This is a genomic window from Kitasatospora sp. NPDC056531 (assembly GCF_042794375.1).
Lineage (GTDB): Bacteria > Actinomycetota > Actinomycetes > Streptomycetales > Streptomycetaceae > Kitasatospora.
The window spans coordinates 1-25,700 of the sequence record NZ_JBHTTU010000066.1 but is presented as its reverse complement, the minus strand read 5'-3'; the positions used below and the strand labels follow the sequence as shown (position 1 = coordinate 25,700).

21 protein-coding genes and 1 pseudogene are annotated in these 25,700 nt (G+C 73.7%); 13 read left to right on the top strand and 9 right to left on the bottom strand.

Features of this window, described 5'->3' with window-relative positions:
- Positions 1 to 111: 111 nt before the first annotated feature.
- The 10 genes from ACFQ87_RS34170 to ACFQ87_RS34125 all read left to right on the top strand — a co-directional run bounded on the left by ACFQ87_RS34170 (position 112) and on the right by ACFQ87_RS34125 (position 11,459).
- A complete protein-coding gene (locus ACFQ87_RS34170; protein WP_380614791.1) occupies positions 112 to 897 on the top strand; it encodes an SAF domain-containing protein in 786 nt (261 codons plus the stop codon).
- Positions 897 to 2,168, top strand: a complete 1,272-nt coding sequence (locus ACFQ87_RS34165; protein WP_380614790.1) for a hypothetical protein — start codon at positions 897 to 899, stop codon at positions 2,166 to 2,168. The genes ACFQ87_RS34170 and ACFQ87_RS34165 overlap by 1 nt, the downstream gene beginning before the upstream one ends.
- Complete coding sequence (locus ACFQ87_RS34160) at positions 2,158 to 3,786, top strand: CpaF family protein (protein WP_380614789.1); 1,629 nt, start codon at positions 2,158 to 2,160, stop codon at positions 3,784 to 3,786. The genes ACFQ87_RS34165 and ACFQ87_RS34160 overlap by 11 nt, the downstream gene beginning before the upstream one ends.
- The gene (locus ACFQ87_RS34155; protein WP_380614788.1) at positions 3,786 to 4,745 is read left to right on the top strand and encodes a type II secretion system F family protein; all 960 of its coding nucleotides are present in this window, start codon (positions 3,786 to 3,788) and stop codon (positions 4,743 to 4,745) included. Before ACFQ87_RS34160 ends, ACFQ87_RS34155 begins: the two co-directional genes overlap by 1 nt.
- Positions 4,742 to 5,620 carry a hypothetical protein gene (locus tag ACFQ87_RS34150; RefSeq protein WP_380614787.1) on the top strand — a complete coding sequence of 293 codons (879 nt, stop codon included), beginning with the start codon at positions 4,742 to 4,744 and terminating at the stop codon, positions 5,618 to 5,620. The genes ACFQ87_RS34155 and ACFQ87_RS34150 overlap by 4 nt, the downstream gene beginning before the upstream one ends.
- Positions 5,621 to 5,669: 49 nt before the next feature.
- Complete coding sequence (locus ACFQ87_RS34145) at positions 5,670 to 5,963, top strand: hypothetical protein (RefSeq protein ID WP_380614786.1); 294 nt, start codon at positions 5,670 to 5,672, stop codon at positions 5,961 to 5,963.
- Positions 5,964 to 5,998: 35 nt separating this feature from the next.
- A complete protein-coding gene (locus tag ACFQ87_RS34140) occupies positions 5,999 to 6,373 on the top strand; it encodes a TadE/TadG family type IV pilus assembly protein (RefSeq protein ID WP_380614785.1) in 375 nt (124 codons plus the stop codon).
- Complete coding sequence (locus ACFQ87_RS34135) at positions 6,370 to 6,855, top strand: TadE/TadG family type IV pilus assembly protein (RefSeq protein ID WP_380614784.1); 486 nt, start codon at positions 6,370 to 6,372, stop codon at positions 6,853 to 6,855. The genes ACFQ87_RS34140 and ACFQ87_RS34135 overlap by 4 nt, the downstream gene beginning before the upstream one ends.
- Before the next feature lie 234 nt (positions 6,856 to 7,089).
- On the top strand, positions 7,090 to 7,473 hold the full coding sequence (locus tag ACFQ87_RS34130; RefSeq protein ID WP_380614783.1) for a hypothetical protein: 384 nt from the start codon (positions 7,090 to 7,092) through the stop codon (positions 7,471 to 7,473).
- Positions 7,473 to 11,459 (top strand): LysM peptidoglycan-binding domain-containing protein, encoded by a 3,987-nt coding sequence (locus ACFQ87_RS34125; RefSeq protein WP_380614782.1) that lies wholly within the window; start codon positions 7,473 to 7,475, stop codon positions 11,457 to 11,459. Before ACFQ87_RS34130 ends, ACFQ87_RS34125 begins: the two co-directional genes overlap by 1 nt.
- Positions 11,460 to 11,611: 152 nt before the next feature.
- Here ACFQ87_RS34125 and ACFQ87_RS34120 read toward each other — a convergent pair whose 3' ends face one another.
- A complete protein-coding gene (locus ACFQ87_RS34120; RefSeq protein WP_380614781.1) occupies positions 11,612 to 13,387 on the bottom strand; it encodes an FAD-dependent monooxygenase in 1,776 nt (591 codons plus the stop codon).
- Between the two features lie 309 nt (positions 13,388 to 13,696).
- On the opposite strand from ACFQ87_RS34120, the gene ACFQ87_RS34115 reads away from it, so the two are divergent.
- Positions 13,697 to 13,966 carry a hypothetical protein gene (locus ACFQ87_RS34115; RefSeq protein ID WP_380614780.1) on the top strand — a complete coding sequence of 90 codons (270 nt, stop codon included), beginning with the start codon at positions 13,697 to 13,699 and terminating at the stop codon, positions 13,964 to 13,966.
- A 434-nt stretch (positions 13,967 to 14,400) separates the two neighbouring features.
- On the opposite strand, the gene ACFQ87_RS34110 is transcribed toward ACFQ87_RS34115, so the two are convergent.
- Complete coding sequence (locus ACFQ87_RS34110) at positions 14,401 to 14,919, bottom strand: HAD domain-containing protein (RefSeq protein ID WP_380614779.1); 519 nt, start codon at positions 14,917 to 14,919, stop codon at positions 14,401 to 14,403.
- Positions 14,920 to 15,090: 171 nt separating this feature from the next.
- Between ACFQ87_RS34110 and ACFQ87_RS34105 the strand changes: the two genes are divergently transcribed.
- Entirely contained in the window at positions 15,091 to 17,274 is a 2,184-nt protein-coding gene (locus ACFQ87_RS34105) for a hypothetical protein (RefSeq protein ID WP_380614778.1), read from the top strand.
- Between the two features lie 224 nt (positions 17,275 to 17,498).
- Here ACFQ87_RS34105 and ACFQ87_RS34100 read toward each other — a convergent pair whose 3' ends face one another.
- The 4 genes from ACFQ87_RS34100 to ACFQ87_RS34085 all read right to left on the bottom strand — a co-directional run bounded on the left by ACFQ87_RS34100 (position 17,499) and on the right by ACFQ87_RS34085 (position 22,359).
- Entirely contained in the window at positions 17,499 to 18,893 is a 1,395-nt protein-coding gene (locus ACFQ87_RS34100) for a S8 family serine peptidase (RefSeq protein ID WP_380614777.1), read from the bottom strand.
- 287 nt (positions 18,894 to 19,180) lie between these two features.
- Positions 19,181 to 19,939: a 3-oxoacyl-ACP reductase FabG gene (fabG, locus tag ACFQ87_RS34095; protein ID WP_380614776.1), complete on the bottom strand. Its 759-nt coding sequence runs from the start codon at positions 19,937 to 19,939 to the stop codon at positions 19,181 to 19,183.
- Positions 19,940 to 19,968: 29 nt separating this feature from the next.
- The gene (locus ACFQ87_RS34090; protein WP_380614775.1) at positions 19,969 to 21,168 is read right to left on the bottom strand and encodes a thiolase family protein; all 1,200 of its coding nucleotides are present in this window, start codon (positions 21,166 to 21,168) and stop codon (positions 19,969 to 19,971) included.
- A gap of 27 nt (positions 21,169 to 21,195) precedes the next feature.
- Positions 21,196 to 22,359, bottom strand: coding sequence for an acyl-CoA dehydrogenase family protein (locus tag ACFQ87_RS34085; protein WP_380614774.1), 1,164 nt, complete (start codon positions 22,357 to 22,359; stop codon positions 21,196 to 21,198).
- A gap of 175 nt (positions 22,360 to 22,534) precedes the next feature.
- Here ACFQ87_RS34085 and ACFQ87_RS34080 point away from each other — a divergent pair, with 175 nt between their 5' ends.
- Complete coding sequence (locus tag ACFQ87_RS34080) at positions 22,535 to 23,215, top strand: TetR/AcrR family transcriptional regulator (protein WP_380614773.1); 681 nt, start codon at positions 22,535 to 22,537, stop codon at positions 23,213 to 23,215.
- A gap of 19 nt (positions 23,216 to 23,234) precedes the next feature.
- Here ACFQ87_RS34080 and ACFQ87_RS34075 read toward each other — a convergent pair whose 3' ends face one another.
- The 3 genes and pseudogenes from ACFQ87_RS34075 to ACFQ87_RS34065 form a co-directional block, all read right to left on the bottom strand.
- Positions 23,235 to 24,335 carry a nitric oxide synthase oxygenase gene (locus tag ACFQ87_RS34075; protein ID WP_380614801.1) on the bottom strand — a complete coding sequence of 367 codons (1,101 nt, stop codon included), beginning with the start codon at positions 24,333 to 24,335 and terminating at the stop codon, positions 23,235 to 23,237.
- 549 nt (positions 24,336 to 24,884) lie between these two features.
- Positions 24,885 to 25,424: a GNAT family N-acetyltransferase gene (locus tag ACFQ87_RS34070; protein WP_380614772.1), complete on the bottom strand. Its 540-nt coding sequence runs from the start codon at positions 25,422 to 25,424 to the stop codon at positions 24,885 to 24,887.
- Positions 25,421 to 25,700 (bottom strand): annotated as a pseudogene (locus ACFQ87_RS34065) (hypothetical protein); the annotation flags it as partial. The gene ACFQ87_RS34070 and the pseudogene ACFQ87_RS34065, both read right to left, overlap by 4 nt.

Below are 25,700 nucleotides of genomic sequence, written 5' to 3'. Positions count from 1 at the left end.
ACGGTGGAGATTCGACCACTGACTTTTCGGAAGCGAACGAGGGAAGGGCGGAACCCGGTGGAGAACCGTACGTTCGCGACGCCGGGATCCGGCACACCCGCAGGCGCCGCGGTGTCCGTGGCGGTACCGGAGCAGCCGGGCCAAGAGCAGCAGGGCCGCGGCGCGGGCCGGGGCCGCGGCCGTGCCACGCCGCACGCGCCCGGGCGGACCATGCGGGCCCGGCGGCGGCGCCCGGCGGTGCTGGCGATGGCGGTCGCGCTGATCGCGGCCGGCGGGCTGGGCGGCGCCGCCCTCTACAACAGCACCGGGCAGCGGGTCGCGGTGCTGGCGCTGGCCCGGGACGTGCCCTGGGGGCAGGTGATCACCGAGGACGACCTGGTGGTGGCCCGGATCGCGGGCGATCCGGCGCTGCGGCCGGTGTCCGCCCAGGACCGGGTCAAGGCGGTCGGCATGCGGGCCGCCACCGACCTCAAGCGCGGGGCCATGCTGACCGGTTCCGACCTGGCGCAGGGACTGTCGGTGCAGCCGGGGCAGATCGTGGTCGGGGTGTCGGCCAAGCGCAGCCAGCTGCCCGCCAGCCGGCTCCAGCCCGGGGTGCAGATCGTCGTGGTCAACACCCCCGACAACGGCCGGGCCGACTCGCTGCCCGCGACGGTCATCACGGTCGGCCGGGTGGACACCGACGGCAGCCAGGTGATCGACGTGGCGGTCGGCTCGGTGGACGGGCCGCGGCTCGCGCAGTGGGTGGCCGGCGGGCGGATCCAGGTGCTGCTGGCGCCGCGCGCCGTCCCGAGCGGCACCGGGGCCCCGGCGGCCCCCTCGGCGGCCCCCACCGGCGTACCGTCCTCCGGCGCGGTCACCGCGCCCGCGACCCCGGCCGGAACGGGCGGCGCCTGATGGCGGTGATCGCGGTGGTCGGCGGTCCGGGCGCGCCCGGCGCGACCACGACCGCCCTGGCGCTGCTGCTGGCCTGGCCGCTGCCGCCCGGTCGGCGGATCCTGCTGGTCGAGGCCGACCCGGACGGCGGCGCGGTGCTCGCGGGCGCCCTGGAGGGCCGGGTCGAGGCGGTGTACGGGCTGCGCAACCTCGCCGTCGCCGACCGCCGCGGGCTGCTCGCCCAGACCATCTGGGAACAGCTGATCGACCTCTCGCCCGAGGGCGACGCGGTGCGGCTGCTGCTGCCCGGCCTGACCGACCCGGCCCAGGCGCCCGGCCTCGCCTACACCTGGGAGCCGCTCGCCGAACTGCTGCACGGCATCGAGCAGCAGGGCTACGACGTCATCGTGGACCTCGGCCGCTCCGGCGCCACCGGGACGAGCGCGGTGCTGGCCCGCCGCGCGGACGTGGTGGCGGTGACGGTCCGCACCACGCTGCGCGGGCTGAGCGCGGCCCGCCCCCGGCTCGCCGCCCTCGCCGAGGACCTGGCCGCCGGCGGGACCGGGGCCGACGCGCTCGGGCTGCTGCTGGTCGCCGAGGGGCCGTACCCGGGGGCGGAGGTGTCCCGCGAGCTCGGCCTGCCGGTGCTCGGGGTGCTGCCGCACGCCGCCCGTACCGCGCGGGTGCTCTCCGACGGCGGGGACACCACCGACCGGCGGTTCATCCGCTCGGAGCTGATGCGCACGGCCCGTTCGGCCGCCGACGAGGTGCAGCTGGTGATCCGCCGACGGCGGCAGCGGCTCGCGCCGACAGCCGCGCCGACGCCCACGCCCGCCCAGCTCGCGGCGCCGAACCCGGCCGCGCCGGCCGCGCCCGCCGTACCGGTGCCCGCCCCGGCGCCGGTGCCGCCGATGTCGCCGGTGCCGCCGATGGCTCCGGTGTCCGCCCCGGCTTCGTACGGGCAGCAACCGCACGGACAGCAGCAGTACGGCCAGGCGCCGTACGGGGAGTCGGCCTACGGGGAGTCGGCCTACGGGGAGTCGGCCTACGGGCCGGGCGAGGGCGAGCAGCCCTCGTACACCCCGCCGGTGATCACCACCGGCCCGGTCGCGCCGCTGGCCGGGCTGGCGCCGCAGCCGGCCGCGCCGGCGCCGTTCCCGGCGCACGTCCAGTCTCCGCGACCGGCCGAGGAGGACGGGCAGTACCCGCTCCAGCAACCCATGGTGACGGACAGTCGGACCGATGGAAACCCGTACCCGCACACCCCCGGGGAGGTGCTCCGTGCGCGGTAGCCCCCTGCACCAGCGCCCGACAGCCGACCCGGCCGCCCTGCCCTGGTCGACGCCCACGTCCACACCTGCGCCGACGCCCGTGCCGGCCGCCGCGCCGCCGCAGCCCGCACAGGCGTACCAGCCCGGCCCGGTCGCGCCCCAACCCGCCGCTCCGGCCCCCGGCGGCGGCGCCGGGCCCACTGCCGTACCTTCCCAGCTGCCCTCGCTGGACCTGCGCGGCGCCGCCACCCGGCCGGCCGTCGACCCGCAGGTCGCGCGCGAGCTCAAGCGCCAGGTCGCGGCCGAACTGCACCAGCAGATCTCCCGGTTGACCGTCGGCTCCGGCACCGAGCCGGACCGCGCCACCCGCCGTCAGCGCGGCCGCGCGCTGATCGAGGAGGCGGTCGCCCGCTGGTCCGACGCCTATGCGCAGACCCACGGCATCCCGCCCACCCGGGAGCAGGACCGCGCCCTCGCCGAGGCCGTCTTCGACCTGCTGTTCCGGGCCGGTCGGCTCCAGCCCTACCTGGACGACCCGGAGATCGAGAACATCCTGATCAACGGCTGCGACGACGTCTGGGTCTCCAAGGTGCACCAACCCCTGCGCCAGGTCCCGCCGGTGGCCGACAGTGACGCCGAACTCGTCGAACTGCTCCAGGACCTGGCCCGCCAGCACGGTGGCGGCGAGCGAAGCCTGTCCACGGCCAGCCCGACCCTCGCCCTGCGCCTGGAGGGCGGTATGCGTCTGCAGGCGCTCACCGAGGTGACGCCCCGCCCGTACGTGGCGATCCGACGCCACCGGGTGGCCTCGGCGACGCTGCCCGAAATGGTCGAACTCGGCACCCTGGACGGCACCTTGGCCGCCTTCCTGGCCGCCGCGATCCGGGCCCGGAAGAACGTGATGATCACCGGTACCCAAGGCGTCGGCAAGACCAGCCTGCTGCGCGCGATGGCCGCCGAGATCCCGCCGGACGAGCGGATCGGCACCCTGGAGTCGGAGTTCGAGCTCTGGCTGCACACCCTCGGCCACCTGCGCCAGGTCGTCCCGATGGAGGCCCGCGAGGGCAACGGCGAACGCGTCGAGGGCCGCCTGGCCGGTGAGTTGACGATCGGCGACCTGATCCCCGCGGCGCTGCGGATGACCCTCTCCCGGATCATCGTCGGCGAGGTCCGCTCCGGAGAGGTCGTCCCGATGCTGCGGGTCATGACCAACGGCGAGGGCGGCTCGATGTGCACCCTGCATGCCCGCGGCCCGCACATGGTGGTCGACCGCATCGCCGAACTCTGCCTGGAGTACGGCTCGCACATGACCGACGCCCTCGCCTACCGGCTCACCGCCAACGCCCTGGACCTCATCGTGCACGTCGCCATGGTCGACGAGACAGCCGTCGGCGGCCGCCGGCACCGTTTCGTCTCCCACGTCCTGGAGGTCACCGGCCTCGGCGAGAGCGGCCGGCCCGCGCTGAACACCGTCTTCGGCCCCCGGCCGGAACTCGGCGAGCCGCGCGCCGTCCCGCACACCCCGCCGCAGTGCCTGGACGACCTGCGCCGGGCCGGCTTCGACGCCTCGCTGCTCGGCTCCCGGTACGGGAGTTGGGCCAGCCCGCTGCAGCTGCGGATCGGCGGTGGCGCGCGGTGATGCTGCTGTTCGCCCTGTGCGGGCTGGCGGTCGCGGGCGGCCTGGTCGCCCTGGTGGCCTGGGCCCGCGGCAGCGAGCCCGCCGGCGAGGACGAGCCGGACCGCCCGGACAACCCGCTGGCCGGCCGGGCCCACGTCTTCTGGTACGGCGCCCCCGGCGCGGCCTCCCTGCGGATGGTGCGGCTGCGCCGGATCCAACTGCCGCTGGCGCTCGTCGGAGCCCCGCTGGCCTGGCTGTTCACCCGCATCCCGCTGACCGCATTGCTGGTGCCTCTGGCCGTCTTCGGCCTGCCCTGGCTGTTCGACACCACCCGCCCGGACACCCACCGGATCGAACGCCTGGAGGCGCTGTCCGAGTGGACCCAGCGGATCGCCGACGTGCTGCTGCTCGGCGTCGGCCTCAACCAGGCCATCGTCACCAGCCGCCGCACCGCCCCCGCTGCCCTGGAGGACGAGATCGGCGAGCTGGCCGCCCGGCTGCAGGCCCGCTGGCGGCCCGAGGAGGCGTTGCGGGCCTTCGCCGACAGCCTGGCCGACGCCACCGCCGACAAGGTGCTCGCCGCCCTCGTGCTGCGGGCCGGGGACAGCGGCCCGGGCCTGGCCCGGACGCTCTCCGACATGGCCGACTCGGTGCGCGAGGAGGTCCGCCAGCGCCGCACCATCGAGGCCGACCGGGCCAAGCACCGCACCACCATCCGCTGGCTGGTCGGCATCATCGTGCTGGTCGTCACGGTCGGCTCCTTCAACACCGAGTACACCCGCCCGTACGGGACCTTCCTCGGACAGATCGTGCTCGCCGTGGTCGCCGCCCTGTTCGTCGCGATCATCGCCTGGATGCGGGCGCTGGCCTCGCACCCGCCGGTGCCCCGGCTGCTCACGCCGGACCGGCGCAGCAAGGGCGGGCGCGACAAGGACGGGCCCGGGCAGGCGCCCGCCGAGCAGCTCGGGGAGGTCCGGTGATCTCCCCCTGGTCCGTGCTGGCCGGCGCAGCCGCGGCCGGCGGCATCGCCCTGCTGATCGCCGAACTGCGGCCCGCGCCACCGGACCTGCACCAGGCACTGGACCGGCTGCACCGCGCCCCGGCCGACCGGCCGCAGGACCCGGACGAGCGGCCGCCCTGGTACGACCGGATCGGGGAGCGCTCGCTCACCCTGCGCGGGGTCTCGGTCCCACGCCGCGAACTCGCCCTGATCGGCCGCACCCCGGCCCGGTTCATGGTGCACAAGCTGCTGTTCGCCGCGCTCGGGCTGATGTTGCCCGCCTACCTGGGCGCGATGGCCGCGCTGATGGACGTCGGCCTGCCCTTCGCCATGCCGCTGGTCGCCGGACCGCTGCTGGCCGGGCTGCTGTTCTTCGTCCCGGACGCGATCGTGCGCGGCGAGGCCAAGGAGGCGCGCACCGAGTACCTGCACGGCATCGCCGCCTACCTGGAACTCGTCGCCCTGGAGCGGGCCGCCGACTGCGGCCCCGCCGAGGCACTGCGCCGCGCCGCCTCGGTCGGACAGGGCGCGGTGTTCCGGCGGATCCGCGACGCGCTGGAACGCGCCGCCACCGACCGCCTTCCGCCCTGGGCCGGACTCGACGCGCTGGCCGGTGAGTTGGGACTCAGCCCGCTCCAGGACGTGGCCGACATCATGCGGCTGTCCGGCACCGACGGCGCCGCCGTGTACGACACCCTGCGGGCCCGCGCCAAGGGCCTGCGCGGCGAGCTGCTGGCCGAGGACCTCGCCCGCGCCAACGCCGACAGCGAACGGATGGTCGCGCCCGGGGCCGCCCTGACCCTGCTGATGACTGTCCTGATCGTCTTTCCCGCGCTCCACCAGATGCTCAACTGACGTCAGTCCCAGAGCAGCTGACACCACACCACACCCTGGGAGACCCCCGATGTCCGTACGACTCGCCCAGCTGGCCGGCCGGGTGCTGAGGCCCGTCCTGCTGCCCGTGCAGTTCGCCCTGCTGCTGTTCACGCTCCGGCTGGGCCGGCTGCGCGCCGCCCGCGCGCGCGGCGACCGGGGCGCCATCAGCATCGAACTCGCCCTCGCGATCATCGCGTTGGTGTTCGTCGCGGGCGCCGTCGCGACCGCGCTGTACCTGCTGAAGGACAAGGTCGTCACCAAGGTCGACCAGGATCCGAACATGCCCGGCGGCGCCGGCGGCGCGGGCGGCGCCTCCAAGTGATCCGAATGCCTCGCCGCCGCGGCGACCGGGGGTCGATGAGCGTCAGCCTCGCCATCGTCTTCCCGGTCGTCCTGCTGCTCGTCCTGCTCGTCGTCCAGGCCTCGCTGTGGTGGTACGACCGCCAGGTCGCGCTCAGTGCCGCCCGCGAGGGCGTGGACGCCGGGCGGGTGCAGGGGAACAGGGCGGACGAGGTGAAGGACGACGCCGCCCGGCGGCAGGCCCGGGACTTCCTGGACCGGCAGGGCGTCCACGGGTACGAGGTGCTCACGGACGGCAGTACGTCCGACACGATCAAGGTCACCGTGGAGCTGACGCCCCCGCTGCTGATACCCGGGCTCACGGGGCCCAGCATCCGGCAGTACGCCGAGGCGCCGCGCGAGCGCTTCGTCCCGCCGGTGGTGGCGAAGTGAGCGCTCGTGCCGCGGCGGCGCGCGGTGGCGCCGGGCGGCGGGGGCTGCGGTGGCGCCCGCGACGGCGGGACCGGGGCGGAATCGCGATCGAGGCGGCGATCGTGGTACCGGGCGTGGTCGGGCTGGTCCTGTTGGCGATCGCCGCCGGCCGGGTGCAGACCGCGGCCGGCACGGTCGAGGCCGCCGCCCGTGCCGGGGCCCGGACGGCCTCGCTGCAGCGCAGTGTCGCCGGGATGGACAAGCCGGCCAAGGACTCCGCCCTCGACGCGCTGCGCCAGCAGGGCGTCTCCTGCCGGAACAGCGACGTCCGACTGGACCAGGGCGAGTTGGAGCTGCCGGACGGCCCGGTCGCCACCGTCAAGGTCACCGTGGTCTGCGACGTCGAACTCGCCGACCTGCTCGGCGGACCCTCCGGCGTGCCCGTGACGAAGCACCTCGTCGGCGAGTTCACCTCCGTGGTGGACCGCTACCGCGGCACATGACGGCGGCGCGGGCCGTGACGGGCGGTCGGGGGATTGGGGACGGCTCGTGCGGGGGAGACGCAAGCGGAGAGCGCTCGGGGGATGACGCAACGGCACCGAGTGGCGCCCGGTGGGGAGACATCGTGCGGATTGTTGGGGGAGGGGATGCGAGTGCTGAGCGGCCTGCGACGTCGAAGGCTTCACCGGCTTCACCGGGGCCTTCGCCGGTCGGACCGGGGCGCGGTTGCCCTCTTCGTGGCGATCTGCGCGGCCTACCTGGTGCTCGTCATCGCCCTGGTGATCGACGCCGGCGGCCGACTGCGGGTCGCCGAGCGCACCGACGCGTACGCCCAGGAGGCCGCGCGGGTCGGCGGACAGCAGCTCGACCAGTCGGCCGTGCTGCAGGGCAAGGGCTTCAAGGTCCTGCAGGAGGACGCCAAGAAGGCCGCCGACGCCTACCTCGGGCTGTACGGGCTGCACGCCGACGACGTCAAGCTCGACAAAGACGGCAAGGTCGTCACCGTCACCGTGCAGGCCGACTACCGGCCGGTCCTGCTGGGCGCCCTCGGGCAGCGGAAGGTAACGGGCAAGGGCAGTGCGACCCTCGTCCACGGAGTCGAGAAAGCGGAGACCGACTGATGGCCGCGCCACGTGCCAAGGACCAGGCCCGAACCACCCCGGCCCGTACCGGCCGGACCGGGACCGGGCCGGGGAACGACCGGAATCGAACCGCGAGGGGTCGGAGTCGAAGCGCGCACCGGGCCGGACGCGGCCGCGGCGGCGCGCTGCTCACCGCGCTCGCCGCGCTGCTCACCCTGCTCGCCCTGCTGTTCGGCGTCCCCGCGCTGCTGCTGTACGGCACCCACGCGGTCGCCTCGATGGGCGAGGTCGCTCCGGGCGGTGTGGGCGAGGCGCTCACCAGTCCGGACGACGGGCGGCTGTTCCTCTGGCTGCTGGTGGTGGTCGGATGGTTGGCCTGGGCGTGCTTCGCGCTCTCCGTCCTGCTGGAGATCCCGGCCCAGCTGCGGGGCCGGATCGCCCGGCGGATCCCGGCCTTCGGCTGGAGCCAGCGGCTCGCGGCCGGGCTGGTCGGCTCGGTGCTCGCGCTGCTGCCGGTGGCCGGTTCGGCCTTCGCCGCGGTGCCGGAACTGGCCCACCACCCGGTTGCCCAGGCGCAGTTGACCCCCGGCGTGCAGCAGGCCGCGCTGCCCGCCGCCCAGTCCGCGCCCGCGCTGAGCCCGGCTGCCGAGCAGCACCCCACGTACACCGTCCGGGACAGCCGGCCGGCGGACAGCCTGTGGTCCATCGCGGAGCGCCAACTGGGATCCGGTGAACGGTGGGTGGAGATCGCCAAGCTCAACGACGGCCGGGTGATGGACGATTCGGGCGTCCGATTCGACGCGGACCGGCCGATCCAGCCCGGCTGGGAGCTGCTGATGCCGGCGGACGCCAAGGCGGACGAGGCGAAGGCGCCCGCGCAGGCCCCGGCTCAGGCCCCCGATCCGGCTGCCGGTCAGGCGCAGGCCCCGGGTCCCGCGCAGTCGCCGCAGTCCGGGGCGGAGCCGGGCGCGGGCGGGCAGAAGACCGTGACCGTCCAGGCCGGGGACAGCCTGTCGGCCATCGCCCAGCGGGAGTTGGGGGACGGCGAGGCCTGGCCGAAGCTCTTCGAGGCCAACAAGGGGGTGCAGGCGCCGGACGGGGAACGGCTGACCGACCCGGACGTGCTGGAGCCCGGGATGGTGCTCACGGTGCCGGGGGCGGCCACCCCGGCCGCTCAGACGCCCGCGCCGGCTCCGGCGCCGGAACAGACGCCCGCGCCCGCTCCCGCCCCGACGCAGGCCGCCCCGACGCCGGCTGCGCCCACGCCGGGCGCGTCGCAGTCAGCCCCGGCGCCGACGCCAGCTCCCGCCCACACACCCGCTCCCGCCCACACACCCGCTCCCGCGGCGCACGCCGACCCGGCGCCCGACGGCGACTACACCGTCGCCCTGGCCGCCTCCACCGTCGGCGTCCTGCTCGCCGCCATGATGGTCGGCACCGTCGCCTACAAGCGCGGCACCCAGCTGCGCGCCCGCCGCCCCCTGCACCGCATCGCGATGCCCGCCGCCGAGGCCGCCGCGTTCGAGAACGAGCTGATGGTCCGGCAGGACCAGGCCGGGCTCGAACTGCTGGACCGGGCTCTGCGCACCCTGGCCCGCAACACCGTGCGCGGCGGCAAGCGGCTGCCGGCCATCGTTGCGGCCCGGATCACCCCCGGCCACACCATCGAGCTGCACCTGTCCGGACCGGCCACGCCGATCGCGCCGTTCCGTGCCGCGCACGCCGCCAACGTCTGGTGGTGCAGCGAGGAGTCCGGCGACCTGCTGAGCGCGGCCCAGGCCCGCAAGACCGCCGCGCCCTACCCGGCGCTGGTCACCCTCGGCAGCTCGCCCGACGGATCGGTGGTCCTCGCCGACCTGGAGGCCATCCGGCTGCTCCACCTCTCCGGACACCCCGACGACGCCCGCGACGTCCTGCGCACCCTGGCCATCGAACTGGCCCACAGCCCGCTGGCCGACCGGCTCCACCTGCACCTGGTGGACCTCGCCGAGGAGGTCCCGATCAGCGGACCGGCCGCCGAGCGCATCCACCGCCACCCCACCCTGGAGGCCGCGCTGGCCGCCGTCGGCCCGCGCACCGCCAAGGCCCGTGCCACCCTGATCGCCGCCGAGGCCTCCAGCCCGCGCGAGGCCCGCAGCCGGGGGCAGGCGGACGAGTCCTGGGTGCCCGAGATCGTGCTCTGCGCCCAGCAGCCCGGCGGCGGTACCCCCGCCGAGCTCGGCCGTCTGCTGGACGCCCGTCCGCGCACCTGCGTCGCCGTCATCACCCTCGCCCCCGAGCGCGGCACCGGCCCGGTCGCCCGCTGGACCCTGCCAACCACCGGCCAGGCCGCCATCCCCGGCCTGCACCTGACCGTCGAGCTCCAGCGGCTCGACGGACAGCAGTACGACCAGATCGCCGAACTCCTCCGGGCCGCCGACGACGCCACCCAGCACCCGGCGCCCGCCTGGACCCTGGACGGTCCCGGCCTCGACCCGGATCCGGACGACGACGCGGACACTGCCGAACTGCCGCCCGTCGCACCGGTGCTGGCCGTCGTCGGAGCTCCGGCGGCGGAGGCCGGGGAGGCAGGGTCGGCCGGGGAGGGCACGGACACGGCCGCCGGGCCCCGGCTGCTGACCCGGGTCATCGGCACCGGCGCCAGCCCGTTCGCGGGCACCGACCCGGCGACGCCCGCCCCCGCTCCGGTCCCCGTCCCCACACCGGCCGGCCCGGCGAGGTTCGCCGTCAACGGGCAGGGGCGGCAGGCGGCGACCGAGACCGGGAAGGCCGCCACGGAGACCGAGCGGGGCGCCGCCGAGGCCGGGCAGGCCGCCGATGAGACCACCCGCGACCTGCGGCTGCCGGGCGAGCCGGTCGGTTCCACGGACGCTCCGGTGGACACGGCCGTGGCTGCTGAGGTGATGCCGACCGACGCCCCGGCTGTCGTCCAGCCCGTCCAGCCCGTCCAGCCCGTGGCACCGCAGTCGCCCGCCGTGCCCGTCCCCGTGCCCGCTCGGACGCCCGCCGATCCGGCCCCGGCGCCCGCCGAGCCCGCCCCGACGCACCAGAGCGCGCCCGCGCCCACCGGCATCGACCCGCGCGTGCCGTCCCGGCCGGAGCCCGGCACCGTCGCGGAGCGCGCAGCCGACACCGAGGAGCGGGTGGAGCCGGAGGTGAAGCCCGGACCGGCCGCGGTCGCGCCGGTCGCCCGGACCACCCCCGGCCGCAGCGACAGCGACGACCTGCTCGCCATCCTCCGCTCCCCGGAGGCGCACACCCCGCGCAACGCCCCCCGGATCCGGCTGCTCGGCCCGATCGACGTGGCCGGCACCTTCGGCACCGTCGAACCCGGCGCGCTGTCCCGGCTGACCGAGCTCGCCGTCTACCTCGCGCTGCGCCCCGGCTCCGACCACCATGCGCTCGACCACGACCTGCACCCCGGCGCCGCTCACCTGGACCCGCACCCCACCGCCGCCGACGCCAAGAGCCCGCTCCCGGCCAAACTCGCCGACCTGGCCGCCTGGTTCGGCACCTCCGGCGAGGGCCGCGCTTACCTGTCCACCGAGGCCACCGACGGCTACGCCTTCGCCCCGGCCGTCACCTGCGACTGGGACGAGTTTCGCAGCCTCTACCGGCGCGGCATGCGCAGCACCAGCGCCACCGCCGACGCGGCCCTCGCCCACGCCCTGGCCCTGGTCCGCGGCGCCCCGTTCGCCGAGGCCCCGCCCGCCTCCTACGGCTGGGCCGAGGCCGAGCGCCAGGACATGATCGCCGCCATCGTCGACACCGCCCACGAACTCGCCGCCCGCCGCCTCCAGTACGGCGACCACCGCAGCGCCGAGGCCGCCGTCTTCCGCGGCCTCGCCGTCGCCCCGGACATCGAACTGCTGCACCGGGACCTCTTCTACGCCTACGCCTCGGCCGGCGCCCGGGACCAACTCCTGCGCGCCGTCAACCGCCTGGACGCCCTGAGCCGCCGCACCGGCCGCGACCTGGACGCCGACACGGTTGCCCTGCTGCGCGACCTGCTGGCCGGCTCCTGAGGAATTCAGCCCCTCCCAGGGTCCACGATTCCGTGAGCACTGTCGGCGGATCACGAGCACTGGTTGCGTTCGGTAGTGGAACACGGTTGTGTCTCGGCGCCACGGAACCGGCGATGGCCGGCGCCATGGGGCGCTGAACTGTCGGAGGGTGTCTAACGGGTGATCGTGGTGAGGGCGTGGCGGAGGGCGGCGTCGCTCGACGGGCGGTCGCGCCAGCGGGCGCCGATGTGGCCGTCGGGTCGGATGAGTAGTGCCCCGTGTGGACGGAGGCCGCAGGAGTCGGTGTGCTCGCTGGGAAGGGCCTCGATGTGCAACGGCCATGGTGTGGTGGACTCTTGCTCCCAGCGAGTGGCGTCCGGGGTGAGCAGGGTGAACCATTGGCCGAAGGCGTCGAGAGTGGAGCGGCCGGGTGTGAGCCAGAGGTGTGGCATGCGATGGCCCGGCTCCGCGGTGGGGACGTAGTCAGTGCCTGTGTCGGATGGCCCGGACGGGGCGGTGTCGTCGGCGAGGACGGCGTTGGAGCGGTAGGTGACGCCGAGCACGAGACCGAGTTGAGCGAAGTACCGCTCCGACCAGGGAAGTTCGACGTGGACCGGTGCTGCTTCGCCGAGTCGGCGCTGCTCTCGGCGCCGGTTCTGCACTTCGAGGAGAAGCCGGCTGTTCGCCACCGCCTGGTGGAGAGTCCTGCGGGCGACAGGTTGCCGTTCCGTCTCGTAGCTTTCCAACAGACTCGGTTCGGCCCACCCGCGGAGGACGCCCGCCAGCTTCCAGCACAGGTTGTGCACATCGGCGATCCCGGCGTTCATGCCCAGGCCGCCGACGATGGGGAGCGCGTGCGCGGCGTCGCCGGTCAGCAGGATCCGGCCGTGACGGAAGCGCTCGGCGACGAACGCGTTCATCACCCAGTGCTGAATCCGCAACACGTCGGCTCGGACCTCGGCACCGGGGCTGATGGCGCGCGAGAGGAGGTCGGGCCAGTCGACGCGTGCGGCGTCCTCGGGCGTGGGCACGAACCAGGCCCAGCCTCGTTCGGGGTACAGCGGGCCGAACAGACCGTGCGCGGTGAAGTAGACGCCGGCCGGCTGGTGGGCGCACCAGCGGTCGAGGTCGGCGTCGAACACGACGGTGGTGAAGCGCCCCATCGCTCCGGGGCCAGTGGTGTCGATTCCCAGCAGTTGCCGGACGCTGGAGTTCGCGCCGTCGGCGGCGACTGCATAACGGGCACGGACGCGGGTCTTGGCACCGCGTTGGTGGTCGACGAGCAAAGCCACGACGCTGTCGGCTTCCTCGGCCAGGTCGATGAGCTCGGTCCCGAAACGCACTCGTGTGTCCGCTGCGGCGAGCAGGGTGGGTTCCAACCGATCCTGTGAGGTGACCACGCCGGTCACGGGGCTCTCCGGTACCAGCGCATTGACCCCGACCATCGCCGCTGTGGCGAAATCACGGTCGCACAGGGTGTCGCGGAAGCGGATGCGGCCGTACTCCGGCGCGAACGCGTCGCCCGTTATCCCGGCTGCGAGCCCGAGCTGGCGATAGATCTCCATCGAGCGCACGTTGACCAGCCGGGACCGCGGAAAGGGCGACAGCTCGCGGTGTTTCTCGACCAGCAGTGCCTGCACGCCCCAGCGGTCCAGTAGCGCTCGGGCGGTGAGCCCGACAGGCCCGCCACCGACGATCAATACCGCTACCTCGGCGTCTGCTACGGGCATGTCGAGCTCCTCCTGCTCACCTCGGGTCCGACGGGGCACCCGGTGGCATTCAGCGGTGGCCGCCTCGACGACGACCGAACCGCCACGATCAATCTTCCCAGCCCCACGGCCGACCGCAATGTCCGCGCGGTGACGTGACGTACAGCGAACGTGCCCAGGCAGGTGCACGGCGCCCCTCGGCCTTCGTTGCGCGCGGGCCGGCGGCAGCGCTGGGACCACCCACGTCATCAGAGTGCGGGACTTCACCTGAATCTACTGAGGAAGCCCGGGGCTTCAGCCCCGCTCCTTGTCCCGGAGCCGCGAAGCGACGGAGTTCCCTTCGGTGGGCTCTGACCTCCCGTTTTGGTCTCTGACTTTGTGTGACCTATTCTCACGCTCTGTGAAGATCGTTGTTCGGGTGAAGCTGGAGCCGTCGACCTACGAGGCCGACGCGCTCGCCGTCACCCTGCGCGCGTGCAACCGTGCGGCGAACCGCGTCTCCGTGGTGGCGTTCCGCACGGGTGAGGAGCGGCGCAACGTCTCCAGCCAATGGTGTACCGGCAGGTCAAGGGCGAGTTCGACCTGTCGGCGCAGCCCACGGTGCGGGTGGTGAAGAAGGTCTGCGACGCCTATGCGGCGTTGAAGGCGAACATCAAGGCCGGGAACCTCGGCCCGAAGGGTTCCAAGCGGCGGAACAAGGCGGAGTCGAAGCCGATCGCCTTCCGTGAGGACGCGGCGCAGGCATTCGACGACCGGTGCCTCAGCTGGAACACAGCCCCACCAGCGCGTAGAGCGCCGGTCGGACGCGGAGGTCGCTGACGAGGCAACTCGTCAGACACACGGTCAACCGCAAACCCGGGACCTCAGCCGCGGGTAGTTGACTCTCTGTCATCGGCCCGATCGCCCAGGAAGCCCGGATCGCTCAAGAACCGCCGAGACCGCCGTTGCTCGCCGCGTCCGGATGCCGGCCTTTGGGCAGGAGCCAGTGCTCACGAAGTCACGGAACCCACAGCCCCAGGGGAGCCGGTCGCGACTGCGCGGCATCCGCCGACGCCGCGCAGTCGAGTGGAGACCAGAGGATGATGAGCGTCGTGCTCGCGAGGAACTGCTGCGCCAGGAACGCCTGGCCGTGTACAGCGGGTTCGCCGCGACCGTGATCGAGCTGAAGCGAGCAGTCGTCGCCGTGTGGCCACATCGGTCGGACCCGGCCGGATCCGACCTGGCGCTCACGAGGCCGACCGTCCAAGAGCGGCTCAGGTGGTGCGTAGCCAGGCGTCGAGGGTGCTGAAATCAGCGTCGGTGAGACCGACTTGGGGATCGACGCGGTGCAGCAGGGCGGGGGCGGGGGAGTGGGCCTCGACCCAGCGGCGGTCGGCGGGGGTGATCTCGTCGTCCACCCAGGCGAACGGGCGTCCGGCCGCCCAGGCGACCAGCGGGCGGGTCTTCCAGTGCGGTCCGCCGTTCCTGCCGTTCCCGCCGGTGCCGCCGTCCTCGTCGTCCGCCACCGGCCAGTCCACGACGGGCAGTTGCGGCAGGCCCAGTCGGGGCGAGAGGCAGTCGTTGGCGTCGTCCAGCCAGGTGGTGGCCCACACCAGTTCGCAGGGCAGGGCCAGCAGGCGCCGCCCGAGCGTCGGGTCGACCCGGGCCACCAGCGGGTTCCCGGACGGATCCGGGCCCGGGTAGGTGGGGTAGCCGCCCGGGGGCGGGGCGCCGAAGGGAAGGAGCGGTCCGTCGACGTCGAGGAAGAGCAGGGGCGCACCGGAGCCGGTCATGGCGGCACGATAGCTGGCGCTGCGGGCCGTGTGGCGCGCCGATCGGTACCCGGCCTGGAACGGGTGTGCCGGGATCTCGTAGGGTGGCGCGCACGGAACGTGGTGGCAGGCACCACGCAGGCAAGGGCATCAGACGCCGCGGCAGCGGCGGGGCGGGGCGGTGACCAGAAGATGGCGGAGACGACAGCTGTTTCCGGAGGTTCCGAGCCAGCCGCGGACTCGGGCCCCTGGGACGCCGTACCGCCGCCGCCTTCCCGCCTGCCCGCCGAGGAGCACCCGCCCGGGCCCGCCGCGCTGTACGAGCCGCCGCCCGCGCCCCCGGCGCCCCCGGCACCCCCTGCTGCGGCCGCGCCGCCCGCGCCCGCGTCGGTGCCGCCCGCGCCGCCGGTCGCGCCCACCGGATGGACCCTCACCGGCCTGCCCGCCGCGGGCAACGCGCCGGCCTCGGCCACGCCGCCGCCGTTCACCGTCCCGGGCGGCGCGGCCGCCGGTACGGGCGGGCCGGGCGGGCTGGGCACGGCGCCGCGCGGCCGGATCCTGGTGATCGAGGGCGGGTACGGCACCTCCGGCCGCCGTACCTGGGGCCGGGGCGGACCGGCCCAGGCGCCGGTGCTGTCCGCGATGCTGGCCGCCGTCTCGCCGCAGGTGCTGCTCGCCGCGGACGCGGTGGACGCCGTCCACCTCCCCGGCGCCAGTGACCCGCACACCGTCCTCGCCCACCTGCGCGCCGCCTCCCGGCACCCCGGGCCGCTGCTGGTGCACCTGGGCGGGCACGTGGTCGCCGACAAGCGCGGCGGCCAGCTCCAGCTGACCCTGCGCGACTCCCGGCAGGACGGGCTGCCCTGGCAGGCCATTGCCGCGGAGCTGAGCCACCGTCCGGCCGAGTGGCAGACCCTGGTCATCGCCGACCTGAGCGCCGACCAGAACGCCTGGCCGTACCTCCAGGGCACCGTTTCGCCGCTCAGCGAGGGCATCCCGCTGTGGGCGGTCGTCAGCCCGGACCCGGAGCAGATCGGCACCTTCACCCGTGCCCTGATCGAGGCGCTGCACGGCGGCCGCCCCGGCGCGGGCGACGTGCTCGCGCCCGAGCAGCTGCGGCAGCAGGTGTACTCGGTGCTGCGGCCGGACGTGGTCATCCTGGCCACGCACGTCCCGGACCGCCCGGTCTTCCGCAACACCGCCCGCCGCGGCGAGGTCCCGGTGGCCGACGTGCTGCCGGTGATGGACGCCGTGCCGATGGCGGATGCGGTTACGGCGGCGGACGCCGTGCCGGTGATGGACGGCGTCGCGGTGCCGGACGCGGTCGAGGCGGAGCGTCCGCTGCCCCCGGTGCCGCCGCTGCCGCGTCAGGCCGGGCCGCACGGCGCGGTGGCCGAACGGCCGGTGCCGGTCCTGCCGGTGGACGGCCTGGTGAGCCTGATCAAGCCGGGCGTGCCGCCCACGCCGCCGCGACCGGCCAAGCAGGTCAGCCTGGTGAAGGCGGGCGAGCAGCCTGACGAGGCGTCGAGCGTGAGCCTGCACAAGCACGTCCCGGCCGACGTGCCGGCGGCGGAGATCGTCCGGTCGGCGGGCGTGACGCTGCGCAAGTCGCAGCCGGAGCAGGGGCCGGAGGCCGTGGACGAGGCTGTCGAGGCGGCTGCGGCCGTTCCGGCGGTTGAGTCGGTCGCCGAGCCGGTTGAGTCGGTCGCCGAGGTCGTCGAGGTCGCGGAGGAGCCCCAGGACGCCGTACCGTCCGACGCCGTACCAGTCGAGGTCGTACCGGTCGAAGCCGCGCCGACGGGCGAGGTGCCGCAGGACCGGCTCCCGGCCGATCAGCCGCCCGCCGATCAGCCGCCTGCACCGGTTGAGACCCCGGTTGAGACCCCGGCCGAGGCCGTCGCCGGGACCCCGGCCGCCAACGCGCCCCGCGCGGACTACCGCGAGGTCATCGGACGGATCGTCCGCAGCGCCGACGCCGGGGACCACGCGGCCGCCACCGACCTCGCCTTCGCGCTCGAACTGGAGGCGATCGCCGAGCACGGCGCCGTCTCCGAGCCCGTCCTCCAGGTGCGGCAGGTGCGCGCGCACGTGTGCCGGCTCGCGGGCCGAACGGCCGAGGCGGCCGACATCTACCGCGAGGTCGCCCTGACGCTGCTCCGTTCCCAGGGCGCGAACCACCCGGAGACCCAGCAGGCGGCCACCAACGCCGAGGCCTGCTGGCGCTCGATCACCGACCCTACGGAGGCGATCCGCATCGCCCCGGAGATCATCGAGCTGCGCGCCCACCTCCCCGGCCGCGACGGCCGCAAGCTCCGTGCCGCCGAGCGCTACCTCGCCCAGCTGGCCGCCAGCCCGGCCCCGGCCGATCAGGCCTGACGCCCGGTCGGCTGCCGCCCGCCGGTTGTTGGGCGGCAGCCGACGGCCGACGGCCGACGATCGGCAACCACCGGCCACCACCTGACAGAAGACAGCAGACAGAAAACAGCGAACGGATAACAGATTTCGAAATCTGTTATCCGTTCGCTGTTACTTGTCAGCCGTCAGAAGCCGACGTCAGCCGTCACGCACCGACATCGACATCGACCACGACCGACCACTACTTACTGCTGGTCGTCGTCGCCCTGGATGTCGCCCGCGAGCGCGTGGACGAACTTGGCGCCGTTGATGGTGCCGAGGCCGCTCGCGAGGTCGTAGCCCTCGGTGGCGTTGTAGCCGGTGACGCCGTTCCAGCCGTTGTCGCCGTCCTTGACGTCGACGATGCCGCTCCACTGGCTCGGGAGCAGGTTCATGCCGTACATGCGCCAGTTGAGCTGGCCGAGGCGGTGGCCGGCCAGCTGGTCGGCGAGGGCGACGACACCCGAGAACAGCGGGGTGGCCTCGCTGGTGCCGCCGGTGAGGTGCCAGCCGACCGCGGTCGGGTCGTAGGACTCGTAGGTCCAGGCGGCGCCGTCCACGGCCGCGCTCATGCTGATGTCGGGCGTGCCACGGTGGTTGCCGGTGACGTTCGCGACGCCGGCCTGGTACCACGGGCGCTCGAAGATGCCGGAGACGCCACCGCCGCCGGCGCCGGACTTGTCGTGCCACACCTTGTCGGCCGCGGTGCGGTTGCCGTTGTCGTCCAGGGTGAGCTGGGTGCCGCCGACGGAGGTGACCAGCGGGTCCGAGGACGGCCAGGAGTTGACCTTGTACGGGTACAGGTCGGTGCCGTTGAGCTGCGAGTCGGTCGCGCCGTTGTCGCCGGAGGCGGCGAGCACGGTGACGTCGCGGTCGGCGGCAGCCTTGAAGGCGTAGCGCAGGTCCGTCAGCGACTTGAAGTCGCCCTTGTCGTAGCCCGGGAAGGTGTTCTCGGTGGCGCCGAAGCTCTGCGAGATGACGTCGCCGCGGCCCTGCTTGATGAGGGCCTTCTCGGCGTCCATCATCTCGGGCAGGCCGGTGGTGCCCTCGGTCTCGGCGACGCCGGTCTCGACCAGGATGATGTGCGCGTCGGGGGCGATCGCGTGGGCGTACTCGACGTCCAGGGTGGTCTCGCCGGCCCAGCCGGTGTGGTCGGGGTTCTTCGGGTCGAAGACGGGGACGTTGCCCCACTTCTGGACCTCGACCTGGGTGTCCGGGATGCCCCACTGCTTGTCGAAGACCTCCAGGTCGTGCTGGATGGTCGGCGAGCCGAAGGAGTCGACGATGACGATCGTGCGGCCCTTGCCGGTCACGCCCTCCTTGTACAGCGGGTTCAGGTTGTACGCGGTGCGGTACTGCAGCGGCGAGTAGCAGTGGATGCCGATCTGGCTGACGCACTGGGTGGTGCTCAGCGGGGCCGGGCGGGCCGTGGCGAGGTGGTGTCCGGCCGAGGCGGGGCGGACGTGGACACCCGCGAGGTCGTGCGAGGGGGCGGCGGTCGCAGCGCCGACAGCCGGTACGGCGAAGGTGCCGGCCGTGAGGGCGGTGGCCCCCGAGGCGAGCAGAGCCAGGGCGCGGCGGAGGGTAGCGGGGCTGCCCATGGGACTCCTTGAGGGGGACGCAGGGCCCGACCTTGGTCCGGTCGGGTCGGTCTGGCCATCCCATCGACTGCCGCATGATCATGCCATAGTCATTTGGTGGGGTAGTCCCATCAGCGGCATGGTCATGCTCGGCCACGCAAAAAGGTAAAGGCCGTCCCAGGAGAAGGTAACCCCTCATCTGGGACGGCAGGCTGACTGGTCGTCAGTCGAGTCTTACCTATTTCACACTTTTCACCGAGTTGGTCAAGTTTACCAAGTTGACCGGCCTCGGGTAAGCCTCCGTCAAATCACCGGGCTCCACCGTTGACGTACAGCGTCTGCCCGCTCACGTACGAGGCGTCCTCGCTGGCCAGGAAGGCCACCACCGACGCGATCTCCTCCGGCTGCCCCACCCGGCGCAGCGGCGTGCGGGCGGCGACCTCGGTCTGGTGGTCCTCGGCGGTGGCGCCGACCCGCTCGGCGGTGGCCGCCGTCATCGCGGTGGCGATGTAGCCGGGGGCGACGGCGTTGACGTTGATGTTGAACGGCCCGAGCTCGATCGCCAGGGTCGCGGTGAGCCCCTGGATGCCGGCCTTGGCGGCCGCGTAGTTGGCCTGGCCCCGGTTGCCGAGCGCGGAACGCGAGCTGAGCGAGACGATCTTCCCGTACTTCTGCGCCACCATGTACTTCTGCGCCACGTGGCTGCAGTTGTAGGCGCTGGTCAGGTTGACCGTCAGCACCGCGTCCCAGTCGGACTTGGGCATCTTGAAGAACAGGTTGTCCCGGGTGATCCCGGCGTTGTTCACCAGGATGTGCAGCCCGCCGAGCTCCTCCGCGACCTGCGCGAACACCGCGTCGACGGAGTCGTAGTCGGCCACGTCGCAGCCGTACGCCCGGGCGGTGCCGCCCTTGGCGGTGATCTCGGCTACCGTCCCGGCCGCCCGCTCGGCGGTCAGGTCGACCACGGCGACCACCGCGCCCTCCTCCGCCAGCCGGCGGGCGGTGGCCGCGCCGATGCCCTGCGCCGCGCCGGTCACCACGGCGACCTTCCCCGTGAAACGGGCCATGTCAGTTCCTCCGATCACTGGAAACTCCCTCAGACGTTCTCGACCAGCACGGCCGTACCCTGTCCCACGCCCACGCACATCGTGGCCAGGCCGCGCCGGGCACCGGTGCGGTGCATCCGATGCAGCAGGGTGGTCAGGATGCGGGCGCCCGAGCCGCCCAGCGGGTGGCCGAGGGCGATCGCCCCGCCGCTCGGGTTGACCACTTCGTCGGCCTGCTCCGGGCTGAACCCGATGCCGTCGGCGGAGGCCAGCGCCTGGGCGGCGAAGGCCTCGTTGAGCTCGGCGGTGTCCAGGTCGGCGAGGGTCCAGCCGGCCCGTCCGAGCACCTTCCGCGTCGCGGGCACCGGTCCGATGCCCATGACGTCGGGGTGCACCCCGGCCGAGGCCCCGGCCACGTACCGGCCGAGCGGCTGCAGCCCGAGGTCGCGCAGTGCCTCCTCGCTGACCAGGACCAGCCCGGCCGCGCCGTCGTTCATCGGCGAGGCGTTGCCGGCCGTGACGGTGCCGTCCGGGCGGAAGGCCGGCTTGAGCCTGGCGAGCTTCTCCAGGCTGGTGTCCTCGCGGATGCCCTCGTCCTGGCCGACCGTCACCCCGTCCGGCCGCTCGACCGGGATCAGCTCGGCGTCGAAGTGCCCGTCCTTGCGGGCGGCGGCCGCCCGCTGGTGGCTGCGCAGTGCGAAGGCGTCCTGGCGCTCCCGGCCGATGCCGTACCGGCTGGCGACCTCCTCGGCGGTCTCGCCCATGCTGAGCACGCCGTGCAGCTCGGCCATCCGCGGGTTGGTGAGCCGCCAGCCGAGCCGGGTGTCGTAGGTCTCGATCCGGTGCGGCAGCGCCTCGTCGGGGCGGGGCAGGACGAAGGGCGCGCGGGTCATCGACTCGCAGCCGCCGGCCAGCACCACGTCGGCCTCGCCGGAGCCGATGGCCCGGGCGGCGAGGGTGACGGCCTCCAGGCCGGAGGCGCAGAGCCGGTTGACGGTGGCTCCGGGGACGCTCTCCGGCAGGCCGGCCAGCAGGACGGCCATCCGGGCGGCGTTGCGGTTGTCCTCGCCGGCCTGGTTGGCGGCGCCCCAGTAGACGTCGTCGATCCGGGCCGGGTCGAGGGAGGGGACGTCGGCGAGCAGGGCGCGCAGCACGGTGGCCGAGAGGTCGTCCGGACGCACCGTGGCGAGCGCGCCGCGCAGCCGGCCGATGGGTGTGCGGCGGGCGGCGGCGAAGTAGACGGGACGCACGTCGTGCTCCTTGTCGGGGGAGGAGGGTCAGAAGGCGTTGACGCCGGTCAGGGCACGCCCGATGAGCAGTTGGTGGATCTGGCTGGTGCCCTCGTAGAGGGTCATCACCCGCGCGTCGCGCAGGTACTTGCCGACCGGGTACTCGTCGATGAAGCCGTAGCCGCCGAACACTTGGAGCGCGTTGTTCGCGGCCCGGACGGCGGCCTCGCTCGCGTGGAGCTTGGCGATCGAGGACTCGGTGGCGAAGGACAGGCCGCGTTCGATGTGGTCGGCGACCTTCCAGGTGAGCAGCCGGGCGGCCTCGACGTCCACCGCGATGCCGGCCAGCAGTTCCTGGACGAGCTGGTGCGAGGCGATCGGCCGGCCGAACTGCTCGCGCTCGCCCGCGTAGCGCACGGCGGCCTCCAGACAGGCGCGGGCGATGCCGACGCAGCCGGCCGCGACCGACATCCGGCCCTTGGCCAGTGCCGCCATCGCCACCGTGAAGCCCTTGCCGACCTCGCCGAGCCGGGCGCTGTCGGGCACCCGGACCTCGTCCAGGGCGAGTTCGGCGGTGGCCTGGCCGCGCAGGCCGAGCTTGCCGTGGATCGTGGTGCGGCCGAAGCCGGGCAGGTCGGTGGGCACCAGGAAGGCGGTGATGCCCCGGTGGCCCCGCTGCTCGGGCTCGCCGCCGCCGGTGCGGGCGAAGACCAGCGCGACGTCGGCCCAGGTGCCGTTGGTGATGAACATCTTGGCGCCGCTGATCAGCCAGTCGTCGCCGTCCCGGACGGCCCGGGTGGTCAGGTTGGCCGCGTCCGAGCCGGTGCCGGGCTCGGTGAGCGCGAAGCAGCCGAGCGACTCGCCGGAGGTGAGCCGGGGCAGCCAGTGCCGCTTCTGCTCCTCGGTGCCGTAGCTGTTGATCGACTTGCCGACCAGGCCGAGCGAGACCGAGACGATCCCGCGCACGGCCGAGTCGCCGCGCCCGAGCTCCTCCAGCACCAGGCAGTACGCGAGGTGGTCGCCGCCGCTGCCGCCGTACTCCTCGGGGATGGTCAGGCCGAGGAAGCCCACCTCGGCGAGCTTGCCGATGATCGCCCGGTCCACGGACTCGACGCGGTCCCACTCGGCCGCGTACGGCACGATCTCGCGGTCGGTGAAGGCGGCGGCGAGGTCCCGGACGGCGCTCTGCTCCTCGGACAACTCCAGGTTCACGGCGGCTCCCGACTCGGGCCCGGTGGACGCCTCGGGCCGATAAACTAGCGCTGCAAGTTTTACGGGTGGACTGTAGCCCCGGGCAGCCCGCGCTGGGAAGAGGCACCTGTCAGAATCGGTCCCCCACCCACCCGACCGGGGGAGCCGGCCGGAGGAATCGGAGGAAGTCACCGCGATGGCCCGTCCGCGCACCCCGCTGCTCAGCCGCGAGCGCATCGTCGCCGCCGCCCTGCGGCTGATCGACGAGGAGGGGCTGGACACCCTCTCCACCCGCCGCCTGGCCACCGAGCTGTCGGTCAGCGGGCCCTCGCTCTACAACCACTTCGCCACCAAGGACGAACTGCTGGACGCGGTGGTGGACAGCGTCATCGGCGAAGTCGACCTGTCGATGTTCAGCGGCGGCGCGGACCCCGGCCCCCCGACCGGGCCGGCGAGGCCGACGACCCCCTGGCCGGAGGCGCTGCGCCACTGGGCCCGCTCCTACCGCGCCGCACTGGCCGCCCACCCCAACATCGTCCCGGTGCTCGCCCAGGGACCGGGGCGGCGGCCCAACGCGCTGCGCCTGGCCGACGCCGTCTTCGGGCACCTGGTCGAGTCCGGGTGGCCGCGCGGCCAGGCCACCCGGATCGGCGCGCTGATGCGCTACTTCGTCACCGGTTCCGCGCTCGCCTCCTTCGCGGCCGGCTTCCCGGCGGACGCCGGGGTCTACGACGCGGCCGACTACCCGCACCTCGGCGAGGCGCACCGGCTGGCCGGGCACCGGGGGACGGTGGACGAGGGCGCCTTCGAGACCGGCCTGGAGGCGCTGCTGGACGGACTCGTGCTGCGCTTCGAGCGCCTCGCCGCGAGGTCGTAGCCCGGGTGCCGGGCCGCTCCTACCAGGGCTCGCGGGAGACGAAGGCCGGCCGCTGATCCGGGTCCACCGGGTCGTAGTACCGGTGGTAGACCGGCGTTAGCCCGCCGGAGACCGGGGGCACGATCCAGCTCCAGTCCGCCGGAGTGGGGCGGCCCAGCCGCTTCTCCTGGGCGACGTGCTTGAGGAAGCGCTCCGACTCGGTGTGGTGGTCGGCGATCGTCACCCCGGCCTCCTGGAAGGAGTGCAGCACCGCGATGTTGAGCTCGATCAGCGCGCGGTCGCGCCAGAGCGTGCGGTCGCTGGAGGTGTCCAGGCCGAGCCGCTCCGCGACCGTGCCGAGCATGTCGTAGCGGTCGGCGTCGGCCAGGTTGCGGGCGCCGATCTCGGTGCCCATGTACCAGCCGTTGAACGGTGCGGTGGGGTAGCGGACGCCACCGATCTCCAGCGTCATGTCGCTGATCGCGGGCACCGCGTACCAGCGCAGTCCGAGCTTGGCGAACCACTCGTACCTGGGGTGGCTGAGCGGCACCTCCAGCGTGGTGTCGTCCGGCAGCCCGTACCAGACCGGGCGTTCGTCGGGGCGCTCCTGGATGATCAGCGGCAGCACCTCGAAGCGGTCCTCGGCACACTTCCAGCCGAGGTCGCGGGCCCGGGCGGCGAGCACGGCGCCCGCCGGGTCGCCGACCACGGCGCCGTCGACCCGGTGCCCGGCGTAGCGGACCAGCTGCTGGTTGAGGATGCGCGCGGCCGGACGGCCCGGGCGGTCGGGGGCGAACACCGAGACCACCGGGCGGATCCGCCCGCCGTTGCCGGCCGTCCGTAGGTGCTCGAAGCACCCGGTGGCGATGTCGTCGGCCGAGGAGAGGTGGCGCAGGTCGCGGACCACCAGGCTGCGCCAGTACAGCCGGCCGATGCAGCGGGCGGCGTTGCGCCAGGCGAGCCTGGCGCCGTAGGCGAGTTCGGCGGGGGTGTGCAGGTAGCTGCCGGTGCGGTCGATCTCGTCCAGGACGGCGCGCAGTCGCGGCTCCGGGCCACCGGCGGCGGGCTGCTCGCGGTGGAACTGGCGGATGAACTCGGCGGCCTGGTCCGGGTCGGTGAACGGCGGTGGCGCGGGCGGCAGCCGCGGGCCCGGTCGGTGCGGTGCAGGTGCCTGCGGTCCGGACGCCGGGACGGGCTGCGGGAACGCGCCCGGTGCACCGACGTGGTTGTGGGCGTGGGCGTACGGACAGCCGCCGCTCGGGGTGGTGGCGGTTCTGCGGGTGCGAAGCCGGTTGAAGATCAAGGACACATCCCTCCTGCCGCACAGGAGTACCAGAGGTGGCTGGTCGGCCGCAGAGAGTGAACGATTCGGCCCCCGCACCCGCGCTGATCGCGCTAGGGTGCGGGGGCCGAAGGTCCGACTGTCGGACCAGCCGAGGTCCGGCTGATGTTCGACCGTCAGGAGGTTCCGCGCCCCGGTTATCCCCCCGCCCGCCCAACCGACCGCCGCCCGGACGACTCCCGTCCCACCCTGCCGCCGACCGTGATCACAGGCACTTACATGCCCACCAACTCTCGAACTCGGGCGCCTCACTCTCTGGTTCGGGCGTACTGCCGGGTCTCTCCGGGTGTCCTGAGGATCCACGGCGCGAGTATGGAGCCGCCGGACGGAGCGGGGAAACGGGCGCGGCTACTTGCGCCGGCAGGCCCTGATCATCGCGACCAGCGGAGGCGCGTCCGGGTTCGGCCGGACCTCATTGACGGCCTTGTATCCCCACGCCTCGTAGAGCGCGAGCACTTTCCCGTCCCCGGCCGCCGGATTGACCATCAGTGTGATGCGAGCCTCGGCGCGGTCACCGGCCAGGCCCTCGTGGATCCTTCGGGCGGCACCGGTACCGCGCCAGGGGGTGCGGACCCCGAGCTCCTTGAGCGCGAACGTGGGATCGGCCGTCAGCTCCGGAGCCATCGGCTTGGCCATCCGAGTCCACCAGCGATCACCGGATTCAATCGTGTTGCCGTACGCATACCCGATCGGTGCGCCCTGGTCGTACCCGATGACGGCCTCGAACCCCGGCTCCCCGCCATGCCGGTCGAGACGTTCGGCGAACGTCTCGACCGCATAGTTGGGCAGGTGCAACAACGGAGCCCGGACGTCGGCGTACAGATCGATCAACGTCTGACGCACGGACGCCGTCAGATCGCGGCAGTGGCCCAGCTCGATCTTTGTCACGACGTGGTCCTCCGAATGTCGCGGGTGTACTGATCCCAGAGTTGCGTATGACGACTACCGCCCGCCAGGCCGTGCAGGGCATCTCCAAACCGGTTGAGCATTCCCGCTACCCGGGGGTGGACCGACAAGTCGGAAGTGATGCCCATGGCAGTGACGATCGCCGGTTCGAGGTCGCCCTGACCTAGTGCCGCATCAGGCAACGTTCGCCCTGTCGACGATGGCGCGTAGGCGCCGGTCGTCGGCATGGCGGTTTCGCCAGATGATGTAGCGGCGGAT

Bases quoted from the DNA above. Each gene is read 5' to 3' on its own strand.
- ACFQ87_RS34165 (WP_380614790.1), top strand. From the start codon at position 897: ATGGCGGTGATCGCGGTGGTCGGCGGTCCGGGCGCGCCCGGCGCGACC.
- ACFQ87_RS34155 (WP_380614788.1), top strand. From the start codon at position 3,786: ATGCTGCTGTTCGCCCTGTGCGGGCTGGCGGTCGCGGGCGGCCTGGTC.
- ACFQ87_RS34145 (WP_380614786.1), top strand. From the start codon at position 5,670: ATGTCCGTACGACTCGCCCAGCTGGCCGGCCGGGTGCTGAGGCCCGTC.
- ACFQ87_RS34140 (WP_380614785.1), top strand. From the start codon at position 5,999: ATGAGCGTCAGCCTCGCCATCGTCTTCCCGGTCGTCCTGCTGCTCGTC.
- ACFQ87_RS34125 (WP_380614782.1), top strand. From the start codon at position 7,473: ATGGCCGCGCCACGTGCCAAGGACCAGGCCCGAACCACCCCGGCCCGT.
- ACFQ87_RS34115 (WP_380614780.1), top strand. From the start codon at position 13,697: ATGGTGTACCGGCAGGTCAAGGGCGAGTTCGACCTGTCGGCGCAGCCC.
- ACFQ87_RS34110 (WP_380614779.1), bottom strand. From the start codon at position 14,919: ATGACCGGCTCCGGTGCGCCCCTGCTCTTCCTCGACGTCGACGGACCG.
- ACFQ87_RS34105 (WP_380614778.1), top strand. From the start codon at position 15,091: ATGGCGGAGACGACAGCTGTTTCCGGAGGTTCCGAGCCAGCCGCGGAC.
- ACFQ87_RS34100 (WP_380614777.1), bottom strand. From the start codon at position 18,893: ATGGGCAGCCCCGCTACCCTCCGCCGCGCCCTGGCTCTGCTCGCCTCG.
- fabG (WP_380614776.1), bottom strand. From the start codon at position 19,939: ATGGCCCGTTTCACGGGGAAGGTCGCCGTGGTGACCGGCGCGGCGCAG.
- ACFQ87_RS34080 (WP_380614773.1), top strand. From the start codon at position 22,535: ATGGCCCGTCCGCGCACCCCGCTGCTCAGCCGCGAGCGCATCGTCGCC.